Below are 12,366 nucleotides of genomic sequence, written 5' to 3' on the forward strand. Positions count from 1 at the left end.
CAGCCAGTACAAAAACAAAGAGCGGAGCGGGCCTTGAGTGCCCGCCCCGCTCCTCACGCTGACGCCTGAGCGCCTGAATTACAGCGAACGCGCGACTTCAGTGACCTCGAAGACTTCGAACTGGTCGCCTTCCTGGATGTCGTTGAAGTTCTTCAATGACATCCCGCACTCGAAGCCCTGACGCACTTCTTTCGCATCATCCTTGAAGCGCTTGAGCGAATCGAGCTCGCCCGTATGGATGACCACATGATTGCGCAATACCCGCACCGACGACGAACGTTTGACGAAACCATCCGTCACCATACAGCCCGCCACCGAACCGATCTTCGGCACCTTGAAAACCTGGCGAACTTCGACCATGCCGGTCACGATCTCGCGTTTTTCAGGTGCCAGCATGCCGGACATCGCAGCTTTCACTTCATCCACAGCGTCATAAATGATGTTGTAGTAGCGAATGTCGATGCCGTTGGTTTCGGCCAGCTTGCGCGCCTGGGCATCTGCCCGGGTGTTAAAGCCAATGATCACGGCCTTGGAGGCGGTTGCCAGATTAACGTCGCTTTCACTGATGCCGCCGACCGCCCCGTGCACGACTTGCACACGAACCTCATCGGTGGAAAGCTTGAGCAATGCCTGGACCAGTGCTTCTTGCGAACCCTGCACGTCAGCCTTGACGATGAGCGGAAGATATTGCACTTCACCTTCGCCCATTTGCTCCAGCATGGTTTCGAGCTTGGCGGCCTGCTGTTTGGCCAGCTTGACGTCACGGAACTTGCCTTGGCGGAAGAGCGCGATTTCGCGCGCCTTGCGATCGTCCGGCATGACGATGACTTCTTCGCCCGCGGCAGGGACTTCAGAGAGACCCTGAATTTCAACGGGAATCGATGGGCCTGCAGACTTCGCTGGCTTGCCGGTTTCGTCGAGCATCGCGCGCACGCGGCCATAAGCACTGCCCGCCAGCACGACATCGCCACGGTTGAGCGTACCTGACTGAACCAGAATCGTTGCAACCGGGCCCTTGCCCTTGTCGAGCTTGGCCTCAATCACAAGCCCCTTGGCCGGAGCATCCACCGGAGCCGTCAACTCAAGCACTTCGGCTTGCAGCAAGACCTGTTCAAGCAGATCGTCAATGCCCGCACCCGTTTTGGCGGAAACAGGCACGAACGGCGAATCGCCACCGTATTCTTCGGGCACCACGCCTTCTGTCACCAGTTCCTGCTTCACACGTTCCAGATTGGCATCAGGTTTGTCGATCTTGTTGATGGCCACAACCAGCGGCACACCACCTGCTTTCGCATGGGCAATGGCTTCCTTCGTTTGCGGCATCACGCCGTCGTCAGCCGCGACCACGAGAATCACGATATCGGTTGCCTTGGCCCCTCGTGCACGCATTGCCGTGAATGCTTCGTGGCCTGGTGTATCGAGGAAGGTAATCACGCCACGTGGCGTTTCAACGTGATAAGCGCCGATATGCTGGGTAATGCCGCCCGCTTCACCGGCCGCGACCTTGGCCCGGCGGATGTAGTCCAGCAGCGAGGTTTTACCGTGATCGACGTGGCCCATGACCGTCACCACAGGCGGACGCGGCAGCATTTCCGCATCGGTGGCTTCGCCCTCGACCAGCAGTGTTTCGGGATCATCCAGCTTCGCCGCGATGGCATGATGGCCCAGTTCTTCGACGATGATCATCGCCGTTTCCTGGTCAAGCATCTGATTGATCGTGACCATCTGGCCGAGCTTCATCATCACCTTGATGACCTCGGATGCCTTGACTGCCATCTTGTGTGCCAGATCGGCAACCGTGATGGTTTCAGGCACATGCACTTCCCGAACGATAGGCTCGGTCGGCGCCTGGAATGTCGTGCTTTCCTGATGCTTGCCGCGACCCTTCGGACCACCGCGCCAGCCACGGTCAACGCCACCACTGGTGTCGCCGCGGGTCTTGATGCCGCGGCGCTTCGCGGCATCGTCCTGCCAGCTACCATTACCCTTGCCCCCACCGGCTTTTTTCTTGTCACCCGCCGATGGTGCCGAGGCAGGAGACGGCGTAGCGGCTTTTTTGGCAGCCGGACGCGCCGTGGTTTCACCCGCTGGCCGGGCTGGCTTATGCAGCGTACCCTTCGCTTCTGCCGCTTTAGCCGCCGCCTGTTCTGCAGGTTTGGGCGCAGGCTCTGGCGCCTTGACCTGAGCTTTACGCGGCGTGTTCATCATGTCGCGGATCGCCCGGGCTTCGGCCTCGGCCGCCGCGCGCCGCTTGCTGACTTCTTCCTGCTCGGCACGGGTTTTCTGTGCGGCTTCCCGCGCGGCATCTTCCGCTTTCTTTGCCGCTTCGCGTTGCGCCGCGCGCTCTAGCGCCGCGCGTTCGTCTTCCTGCTCCGCTGCAGCTACCGCGGGCGTCGCAACCTGCTGCGCTGCCTGCAAGCGTGCGGCTTCCTCAACAGAAACACGCTTTTTCGCCTCTTCTTCCTGACGCTGGCGTTCAGCTTCGGCAGCCAGCTCACGCGCCTGACGCTCGGCTTCCTCGCGCTCAAGGCGCTCCTGACGCTCTTTCAGCTCCTGAGCCTGCTTCTCCAGCAGTTCGGCCTCGTGACGAGCCTGCTCTTCACGGCGCTGAAGCTCGAGATTTTCGGCTTCGGCAGTGGGCTCGCCCACTCCCTGCTCCCCTTGCTCGGCCGCGTCATCACGGCGGACGAAGGTGCGCTTCTTGCGCACCTCGACCTGAATGGTGCGAGCCTTGCCCGTGGCATCGGCTTGCTTGATTTCCGACGTATGCCGACGCGTCAGCGTGATCTTGCGCTTGTCAGCATCATTCGAACCATGCGACTTGCGCAAATGATCAAGCAAACGCGCCTTGTCTGTTTCGGACAAGGCGTCGTCTTCACTCGCTTTCTGTACACCCGCCGCCTGCAACTGTTCGAGCAGCACGCCAGCAGGCATTTTCAGTTCTGCGGCAAATTGGGCTACGTTGTTACTCGCCATTCATTCCTCTTAGAGCAAGGACCGATTCCTTGCGGTTAGCATCGGGGATCATGCGGCCTAACGGCCGCGTTCAAGTCAGTGGATCATTGTCATTTCTCACTGAAACCAGTGTTCACGGGCCTTCATAATCAACACCTTGGCGGCCTCCTCTTCCATTCCGGTCATTTCGACCAGTTCATCAACGGCCAACTCGGCCAGTTCGTCACGCGTCTGAACCTGATGCTCCGCCAGCTTTGCCAGCAACTCATCGTCCACGCCCTCCAGGCTCTTCAAGTCGAGCACGGCATTTTCAACTTTTTCCTCGTTGGCGATCGCCTGGGTCAACAACGCATCACGTGAACGATTGCGCAACTCATGCACTGTGTCTTCATCGAATGCTTCGATCTCAAGCATCTCGTTGAGCGGGACGTAGGCGATCTCTTCAAGGCTGGCAAAACCTTCGTCGATCAGAATGTCGGCCACTTCTTCATCGACATCCAGACGCGCCATGAACAGGTCGCGCAAAACACTGCGTTCCTGATTCTGCTTTTGCGCGGATTCGTCCGGCGTCATGATATTGATCTGCCAGCCAGTCAACTCGCTCGCCAGACGCACGTTCTGGCCACTGCGACCGATGGCGATGGCCAGTTCGGTCTCGTCGACGACAACATCCATTGAATGCTTTTCTTCGTCGACGACAATTGACTGCACCGCTGCCGGCGCGAGCGCGCCGATCACAAACTGGGCGGGATCCTCTGACCATAACACGATGTCGACATTTTCGCCACCCAGCTCATTGCGCACCGCCTGTACCCGTGAACCGCGAATCCCTACGCACGTACCGATAGGATCAATCCGTTTGTCATACGCCACCACACCAATCTTGGCACGCACGCCCGGATCACGCGCCGCCGCCTTGATCTCAAGCAGGCCCTGTTCGATTTCCGGCACTTCCATTTCGAACAGTTTCATCAGAAACTCGGGGGCGGTACGCGAGAGTTCGATTTGTGGGCCACGGGCCGTGCGATCCACCTTGGCGATATAAGCGCGGACACGGTCGCCCACGCGCAGGTTTTCTTTCGGAATCAGCTGGTCGCGGCGCAATAGCGCTTCAACCCGCCCGGTCTCGACAATGAAATTGCCTTTATCAAGACGCTTGACTGAACCCGTCAGGATGTTTTCACCGCGCTCAAGAAAGTCGGTCAGAATCTGCTCGCGCTCAGCGTCACGCACTTTTTGCAAAATGACCTGTTTGGCGGCCTGTGCCCCAATACGGCCAAATTCAATTGACGGCACCGGCTCTTCAAGAAAATCGTCGATTTGCGCATCGGGCTTTTGCTCGCGGGCTTCAAATAGCAGAATTTCCTGATCGGGCTCTTGCAAGCCCGCCTCGTCCGGCACCACGCGCCAGCGGCGATAGGTTTCATGTTCGCCGCTTTCGCGGTCGATATGCACGCGGATATCCGCATCTTCTTCGAAGAGTTTCTTGGAAGCCGAAGCGAGCGCCGCTTCAAGGGCAGCAAAAACCACGTCTTTATCGACGTTTTTCTCGCGTGCCAGCGCATCCACCAGCATCAACACTTCGCGACTCATTGTTTGCGGCTCCTAAAGTCAACTTTGGGAATCAGGCGTGCTTTATCAATGTCCGCGAGCGTGAAATCAAGCATCGCAGCGCCTTCCTTCCCTTCGAATTCCAGACCGATCGTCTCACCGTTCGGAGCATGCACGATGCCCCGGTACGACTTACGCCCGTCCAATGGCTTTTTCAATGTAATGACGGCTTCACTGCCGGCGAAGCGCTCGAAATCCGCCAGTTTTTTCAGCGGACGGTCAAGGCCTGGGGATGACACTTCCATGCGTTCGTAATCGATATTTTCGACTGTCAAAACGTGCTGAAGCTGACGCGTGACCTTCTCGCAATCTTCGATGGCTATGCCAGCCGGCTGGTCGATATAGATACACAGCATGCCACGCCCCGTGCGCTCAAGATCTACAAGCTCATAGCCCAAGCCCACAACCGTGGTTTCAATCAGTTCTGTCAGTTGCATAATGCCCCCCACAAGGTGTTCGCACGCCGAGCCTGCGATACACCTGCGGGCCGCACGCCGGATCGGCGTACGTTAGTGCACACACCAGGATGCCAAATCAAAACAGCAAAAAAAAATGGGCGAAACGCCCATCATCCTGTTGCCGGTGACTGCACCTGGGCCACACCCCAAAACGCATGCCCAGCGATTCCACGAGTATAGCCACTTTTCAGGACAAACGCAAACCAGAAGCGCCGCTACGCCCACTGAAACAACGTGGAACCGGCATGCCCTTCGGTGTCGCGCCGGCACAGGAAAACCCTCAACCGTCGCGGCCCGCAAGAACAAAACAATAGTTTGATCGAGGAAAAACGGCGCCCCCTATCGACCAAGCCAGACCAAACCAGACCAGACCCGAGCCTGGAACCAGGCGACCTCCGACTAACGGCCGCGCACGCGGTTGCGTGGCCCGCCGCGGTTCCCCGCCGCATTGGGATTCGCTCCGCCAGATGTGCGGCCGGGATTGCCACCTCGTCCACCGCCAGCACCGCCGGAATTACCCGGCGCACGGCTGTTTCCAGCATTTCCCGCATAACTTCCGGTGCGCTTGGCGCCGCCGGAAGGCACCGCGCGATTGCCATCGACATCGCGTCCATTGCCGTTGCGCCCGTTACGGTCATCGGTACTGCTCCAGCTGTCATTGCGACTCACGCCGCGGCTGCCGTAACCGCCATGGTTCATCCCCTGCCCCGAAGAACTGCCAAACCCACCGCCTGCGCCATTCCGCCGCCCAGCGCCCTGGCCACGTGGCTGTTGCTCATAACGGCTGTGCGACATCAGCACCGGTTCACGATGGATAAACCCCATCGAGGTTTGCATCGGATCAGGCTGCCGCCGCTCTGACGCAGCAGAACGACTGCCCTTTTCTTCAACTGGCGCCTTAAGCCCCACCGAGGCCATCAGACTGCGCACCTGATTGTCTTCGAGCTCCTCCCAGCGTCCGCGCTTGAGCCCGCGTGGCAACGTGATCGGACCATGACGCGTGCGAATCAGGCGGCTCACCATCAAGCCCACCGCCTCGAACATTCGCCGCACCTCACGGTTACGCCCTTCGGCGAGCGCCACGTGATACCAGTGATTCGTCCCTTCACCACCGCCATCCCGGATACGCAGAAAATTGGCAGGACCATCCTCGAGCTCAACGCCATGCAGAAGCTTTTGCCGCGCGCCTTCTGCCAGTTGGCCTACTACGCGCACCGCATATTCACGCTCCACGTTATAGCGCGGGTGCATAAACCGGTTGGCCAGGTCGCCCGAGGTAGTCAAGATGAGCAGGCCTTCCGTATTGAAGTCGAGACGCCCCACGGCAAGCCATTTCGCAGTTTTCATCGGCGGCAGTTTGTCGAAAACCGAAGGACGACCCTCAGGATCTGCGTGACTGACAATTTCGCCGGTTGGCTTGTGGTACAGCAAAATGCGCGGCGGCTTGCTCTGCAGCTTGCGTTTGACTGGCTTGCCATTGATCCGCACCTGATCGGTCGGCATGATGCGCTGCCCAATGTGCGCGGGCTCGCCATTGACCGATACACGCCCCGCCACGATCAGCTCTTCCATCTCGCGGCGCGAACCCATACCCGCTTCCGCCAGCACCTTATGCAGCTTTGGCGCATCATCGTCTGGCGACAAAACCCGTTTGGCCGGCTGGATCCGCCCCTGGCGCAGCATCGGCGCACGCACGCCACCCGTGGCGCCGTTATCCGCATCAAATGCAGGCGATGTGACATAGGAAAACACGTCATCCTGGGTTGCCTCGGCCCCAGCCAGACGCGACGTTTCCGCCACGCCCGCTGTTCCCGCCGCGCCATTACGCTCATTACGCTCATTACGTTCATTACGCTCGCCCGTCGGCCGCCGGCCGCCATCGCGCTGTTTGCCAGCACCCACACCCGGACCGCGTCGCGGACCTCTGGCCCCACCCGCCGTCGCCCCTTCCTTACGCGACGCCCAGCCCTGGCCTGTCATGCTGCCATCGGGCGGAATAGCGTTCGAAGGCGGTGCGGATTGTGCCGGAGCACCTTCACCGGTTTTCATTTTGCCTGCCCGGCGCCGCGCAATCAGGCTCCGCGGCCCGCGACGCAAACCGCGACGTGGGCGGTCCGCATCGCCAGATTCCGCCGCATTAGGCGTTGAGCGCTCGCTGCCGTCAGCCGCTACCTTTGGCTTGCGTGTTTCAGCGGCAGGAGCGGACGACGACGCGCGCTCGGATTCAGACGAATCGGTATCGGGGGTATGTTTCAAAACAACCTCAAGTGTCGGGTCGCGCGCGCCCATTGCAGGCGCGGCAAAAGTTCAGTTATGTCAGGTATTGCCCAGCGGGAGATCGTCGCGGATTGAGGCATCCTCATCCGGCACCGCGATGTTGCTATTTTCTTCATGCACGGCGTCTTCAGGTATGACAGGCACCGGGTCCGAGCCCATGCCAGTCACCGCATCGCAGTCAGATGCCGCCGCGTCATCAGCCGGCGCAGTGGATTGCGGCACGTCCCCGGCAGGAAGCGCTAGCGCCACCGCGGGCTCAGTTGCCAGCGTGGGCAAAGCTTTCTCTGCTCCCTCCTGGGAGGCCTGCAGAGAATCAATTTCAGCAAATTCGATCGCGTGCTGCCCTAGCAAATCGGCATTCAGTTGCGCGGAGGGATCATCTAGCGGAGGCAGGCCATCCAGCGCCTTCAACCCCAGATCATCGAGAAATTGCCGCGTCGTAGCATACAGCGCTGGACGCCCGGGCACATCCCGATGGCCAATCACTTCAATCCAGTTGCGATCTTCGAGTTGTTTCACCACCTGCGTATTAACCGTCACGCCTCGAATCTCTTCAATATCGCCACGCGTAACCGGCTGGCGGTAAGCAATGATTGCCAGTGTTTCAAGCACGGCGCGAGAATATTTAGGTGGTTTTTCGGGGTGCAGCCGGTCCAGGTAAGTGCGCATTGCAGGCTTGCTTTGAAAACGCCAGCCTGACGCCAACCCAACCAGCTCGACACCACGCCCTGCCCAGTCTTGCCGGAGATCGTCGAGTAGCGTGCGAATGACGTCTGCGGAGACCTCATCAACAAAAAGCTTACGCAACTCAGCGAGCTTTAAAGGCTCCTGCGCACAGATCAAGGCAGTCTCGAGGACGATTTTCGCCTCTTGAGTATTCATGCAGCTCGGTCGATCCTGTGGTCAAAGAACCGGATCAAACAGACGATAGGGAACTATTGACGCGGAAACTGAAGACGCGCTCGCCCGATTTTGATCGGTCATATGGATGGGAGCACGCACCGGGGGGGAAGCGAAACAGAAAATCGAGCTAAACCCAGCCGGACGGAGCAGCGGTGTTCCGCAAAGGAACCGCGTGACTAGGCGCCATCATACGGAAAAAGAAAGAATGCGTAAAGCGCAATAAAGCGATGCAATATAAGCGAATCAGGCCGCGCTCTGACTCAATGCTTCGCCTTCTATGGGCAATTGTCTGATCAAGTCCCACACAGCCTGCGCGGCAGGCGACAGCGAACGGTCACGGCGACGCACCAGCTCGACGGTTCGCTCCGCGCGTGGCACCAGCGGCCGCGCCACCAGGGCGGCTCCTGCAGGCAAAGGCAGTGCCAGCCAAGGCAGCACGCTCATGCCAACGCCCGCCTCCACCAGGCCGAAAACGGTGGCTGAATGGCCTAATTCCTGCACGACATCGACCTTGACGCCATGGCTAGCCAGCACGGCGTCAATGATGGGACGGCTGCCCGAAGCATAATCCAGCATCACCAGCCGCTGGCCCTCAAGTTCATGCCAGGCCACAGCCGCTTGCGCTGCCAGCGAGTGATCCGCACGTGCAACCAGGCAAAACGAATCTGCCATTAACGGCTCGCTGAGCAAATCGCCCGTCACGAACGGGCCCACGATCACGCCGAAATCCACCTCACCCGATTTGACCTGGCGCATGACGTCACTCTGGACATCGTCACGTAGCCCAAGCATGACATAAGGAAACCGCTGTCCGCACAACGCAACCACCCGCGGCATCAGACGGCACGCGATCGTCGGGCTCGCAGCGACAATCACGCGTCCACGCCGCTGCTCGCCGATATCACGAATTTCATGAAGCGTGGCATCCAGATCCGTCATCAAGCGCGACACGCTCGACACCAGATTGGCACCCACGTCCGTGAGCAGCACCTCGCGCGTCGTCCGGTCAACCAGACGAAGCCCCAGCTCGACCTCCAGCTCACGGACGCATCGGCTCACCGCCGATTGCGTCAGCCCGATCTCAATGCCTGCACGGCTAAAACTCCGCAGACGGGCAACTTCGATGAACACGCGCAACTGACGCAGCGTCACATTCATGCAACTTCCTTATCAATAGCGATATTTAATGCGCATTGTATGTCGTCCCATTCTGTCGAGCATGCCAGCAACCTTATACCAGGCATTCCACAATGTTGAACACCACGCACGCTTTATGCTCCTGATCGCACTAGATTGGTAATTGTCCTGATTTGCGAGATAGGTTTTTTGGATTCTTATATGTCTTGGCGAGTGTCCGTACTAGCTGGGTCTTGCGGGAAAAAGGAAAGCGCCTGCCAGAAATTGGCATGGTTCATGCTTTATCACCTGTCGAGAACCCCTGCCACAAGATGATCATTTCCTGTGACCGGCCATGGCAAGTTTGTCCCCGTCTGCATCCGGAACCGGATACACAAGGCGTGCGCGGCTCGAGGCAGCGCACTGAAGTTAGCTTCATTGAGGTGAAACATGATGCTGTTCGACGATTTAAAAGACAACGAATGGATGCTAGTCGAGGCGCTCTTTTGCGCGGAGCCTGAACGCAGCGAGCGGCGCGGACGGCCTCGCGTCGAAGCTCGCGCGGTTGTCAATGCCGTGCTGTGGGTACTCTCAACGGGCGAAGGCTGGTCCAAGCTGCCAGGCCGCTACCCGTCCCCGCCAACATGTCGCCGCCGCTTCGACGAATGGCAAACGGATGGCACGCTGGCCGAGATCGTTCGACGCCTTAGCACCAATGGCCGCGAAATTTCGTTACGGGGACGCATCGGCGCGACAGCCTCCAAGCCTGTTGCACCTCCCAGCCGCGACCGTATCCGCGGTGCATTCTGGACTAATCCTGAATCGTGGAGAGCCCCCGTTAAAATGGCATAACGTGTGCACCTGAACCCGACACCGTTGCCGGGCAATGCCGCCATGTCATCATGCCGCTTTTTTGCCCATCGCTTTTTGATTCTGCAAAACAGCAGGCAGGCATGGGGTTCAGGAAAGCTGGCAGCAGGTTTCGACTCAGCTCGAACCAGAATGTGAATTGCGTCGAAACATCCCATTACGATTATTTACAACGAGCCTTCATCCATCGGCTTATCGTTACCCACATGTGAGCCCACCTGTAGCGACCAGCCTGATGGGAGTCCGCGATGAAATCAATGTCCGTGTTTTTATGTGGCATTGTTTTGTCTTCGCTGAGTGCGCTAGCGGACGTCCAGACATCGCTATCGCCCCGGAATGGGGAAGCGTCAGTCCCCCAGGCGCAAAGCATGAATAAAATACCAGACCGCACGTTTACCCCGCCGGTCCCGCGCGGGGATTTACGCAACGATATTTTGGATAATGCACAACGACGCGCGGGGCCAACGCGCACTGAAAATCAGCTGCACCACTAAAAAACGCAATAGCAACGCCTGAAAGCGCATGCACAGCGCTGAAACATGTTCTCCGCCTGGGGCCAGACAGTCAGCCAGCATTAAGCCCGGCCATATGGAGCTATTTAGCCGGGCTTTTAGCAAACAGCGGCTATAAACCGGTTTCGATAGCCGTCGGCGCCTCGGTTGCGCCGCTTTCCACCACGGCATATTCCGCACTTCTGAATGCGTCCCAGTTTGGCAAACGCTCATTACGGGCAAGCCGGGCAAACTCTAAACGACCTCGTTCGGTCAACACGGCAATGTCCACTGGCGCATGAAAGCCTGGCGCAGGAGCAACAGTACGTTGCCTAACCGTTTCCATCAAACCGAGTCGGCGTAAATATTCAAAAGCGCCAGGCCGCCGGGCCCAGGGAACCTGACGGTATTGCGCCCGCCTTAGCGCTTCAAGCACAGCTTCGTTGGAATACCTAGTCATCTGGCTTTTTTCTTAAAGTGCAACCGCGAATCATTTTTACGGCGTGGCAGTACAGCATCTATAGCATCGGATGGTAAAGACGCAATACCCGTCCACGCCATCTCCAAAATGATACGTTACCCCATTTACTTGACTTGCATTCACTTAAATATCATTTTTTGCTGGATCAGAAGGCTCGCATCACAGGCTAACCCAAGCGTTTGGCCACGATTGAAATAGCGTTAAACACAGATTCGCTTATGGGAACCGCACATCCTCGGATCCACTATATTTGCTGCAATCCATTCCGCATATTTTTTCATTGAATTCATACAGGCAAATACGCAGCATTGTTGCTAAATACCCAAACCACACGTGACAAAATGTAACCAACCGTCAAATATTTCATGAAGTGACTGATGGAGTAGATATTGCTAGCTAGAATGCGGTGTCTTTTCCACTAAACAAGAGACAGGCAATACCCGAATCCCTAACCGTCCTTCGGAGGTAACGATGAAAAAAGTGTCCCTGGCAATTCTGGTTTCGTTTTCCGCATTGGCCAGCACGGCTTATGCCCAGACAGACAATGGCATCACGATGAGCACCGATCCAGCGCGCGCAGCGGCAGTCGAGCAACGCGCACAGGATCTGCAAGCGCGGCAACACTCAACCCCAGCCATGCCCCTCACACATCACAAAATAGAGCACAAAAAAACAAAACATCATAAAAAGCCTGCCAAATAAGCAGCACTAGCGACGAACGAATAAGCGTCATGCCGCAATTGCGGTTAAAGCTGAAGCCGACCCTGTCGGCTTCAGCTTTTTATTGGCAAACCCCCTCCTCCAATATGCTAGAGTCGCGCACCGAAACGCCTGCCAACCCATGCGCACTTTGCTGCGGAGAACCCCCATGAGCAATATTCAGTTAGACATCGAATGGACCGAAGCCGCTTCGCGCAAGATCGAAAAACTCATGCCGCGTGGCAACCAGGAGGCGTTTCTTGCGCTCCCGCCAGTCGAATGCCTACCCATGGAAGGCGATGTCCTGTTCCTCGGCCCAGCGGGCAAACAACAGCCGTTTATCGTCGTTGAACGCCAGTATCACCATGAAGGTGATGCGGACTGGACCATCATCCTGATTCTGGATGTGCCTCAGACAGAGCATTAACCTCACTTTTCATCCCAGCGTTATCCGCGCTTGGGCCACGTGTGGCCAAGCAACGGCGGGCAGCGGCAAATTCAGCCC

The 12,366-nt window shown here is 58.0% G+C and carries 10 protein-coding genes; 3 read left to right on the plus strand and 7 right to left on the minus strand.

Annotation, left to right across the window (positions count from 1 at the left end; all coding sequences use genetic code 11):
* Positions 1 to 78: 78 nt before the first annotated feature.
* The 6 genes from infB to GH657_RS10045 form a co-directional block, all read right to left on the minus strand.
* The gene (gene infB / locus GH657_RS10020) at positions 79 to 2,976 is read right to left on the minus strand and encodes a translation initiation factor IF-2 (RefSeq protein ID WP_153100623.1); all 2,898 of its coding nucleotides are present in this window, start codon (positions 2,974 to 2,976) and stop codon (positions 79 to 81) included.
* Between the two features lie 96 nt (positions 2,977 to 3,072).
* On the minus strand, positions 3,073 to 4,548 hold the full coding sequence (gene nusA, locus GH657_RS10025; protein WP_153100625.1) for a transcription termination factor NusA: 1,476 nt from the start codon (positions 4,546 to 4,548) through the stop codon (positions 3,073 to 3,075).
* The gene (gene rimP, locus GH657_RS10030; RefSeq protein ID WP_153100626.1) at positions 4,545 to 5,003 is read right to left on the minus strand and encodes a ribosome maturation factor RimP; all 459 of its coding nucleotides are present in this window, start codon (positions 5,001 to 5,003) and stop codon (positions 4,545 to 4,547) included. The genes nusA and rimP overlap by 4 nt, the downstream gene beginning before the upstream one ends.
* Positions 5,004 to 5,423: 420 nt before the next feature.
* Complete coding sequence (rluB, locus tag GH657_RS10035; RefSeq protein WP_153100627.1) at positions 5,424 to 7,280, minus strand: 23S rRNA pseudouridine(2605) synthase RluB; 1,857 nt, start codon at positions 7,278 to 7,280, stop codon at positions 5,424 to 5,426.
* A gap of 60 nt (positions 7,281 to 7,340) precedes the next feature.
* On the minus strand, positions 7,341 to 8,183 hold the full coding sequence (gene scpB, locus GH657_RS10040; RefSeq protein ID WP_153100628.1) for an SMC-Scp complex subunit ScpB: 843 nt from the start codon (positions 8,181 to 8,183) through the stop codon (positions 7,341 to 7,343).
* A gap of 264 nt (positions 8,184 to 8,447) precedes the next feature.
* A complete protein-coding gene (locus GH657_RS10045; RefSeq protein WP_153100629.1) occupies positions 8,448 to 9,362 on the minus strand; it encodes a LysR family transcriptional regulator in 915 nt (304 codons plus the stop codon).
* Positions 9,363 to 9,770: 408 nt separating this feature from the next.
* Between GH657_RS10045 and GH657_RS10050 the strand changes: the two genes are divergently transcribed.
* Positions 9,771 to 10,172: a transposase gene (locus GH657_RS10050; protein WP_153100630.1), complete on the plus strand. Its 402-nt coding sequence runs from the start codon at positions 9,771 to 9,773 to the stop codon at positions 10,170 to 10,172.
* 642 nt (positions 10,173 to 10,814) lie between these two features.
* On the opposite strand, the gene GH657_RS10055 is transcribed toward GH657_RS10050, so the two are convergent.
* Positions 10,815 to 11,141: a hypothetical protein gene (locus GH657_RS10055; RefSeq protein WP_153100631.1), complete on the minus strand. Its 327-nt coding sequence runs from the start codon at positions 11,139 to 11,141 to the stop codon at positions 10,815 to 10,817.
* Between the two features lie 492 nt (positions 11,142 to 11,633).
* On the opposite strand from GH657_RS10055, the gene GH657_RS10060 reads away from it, so the two are divergent.
* Together GH657_RS10060 and GH657_RS10065 are read left to right on the plus strand one after the other, a co-directional pair.
* Positions 11,634 to 11,864: a hypothetical protein gene (locus GH657_RS10060; protein WP_153100632.1), complete on the plus strand. Its 231-nt coding sequence runs from the start codon at positions 11,634 to 11,636 to the stop codon at positions 11,862 to 11,864.
* Between the two features lie 166 nt (positions 11,865 to 12,030).
* Positions 12,031 to 12,288, plus strand: a complete 258-nt coding sequence (locus GH657_RS10065; protein WP_153100633.1) for a DNA-binding protein — start codon at positions 12,031 to 12,033, stop codon at positions 12,286 to 12,288.
* Positions 12,289 to 12,366 lie beyond the last annotated feature (78 nt).

Origin of the sequence: Paraburkholderia hayleyella (assembly GCF_009455685.1) — a bacterium.
Taxonomy (GTDB): Bacteria; Pseudomonadota; Gammaproteobacteria; order Burkholderiales; family Burkholderiaceae; genus Paraburkholderia; species Paraburkholderia hayleyella.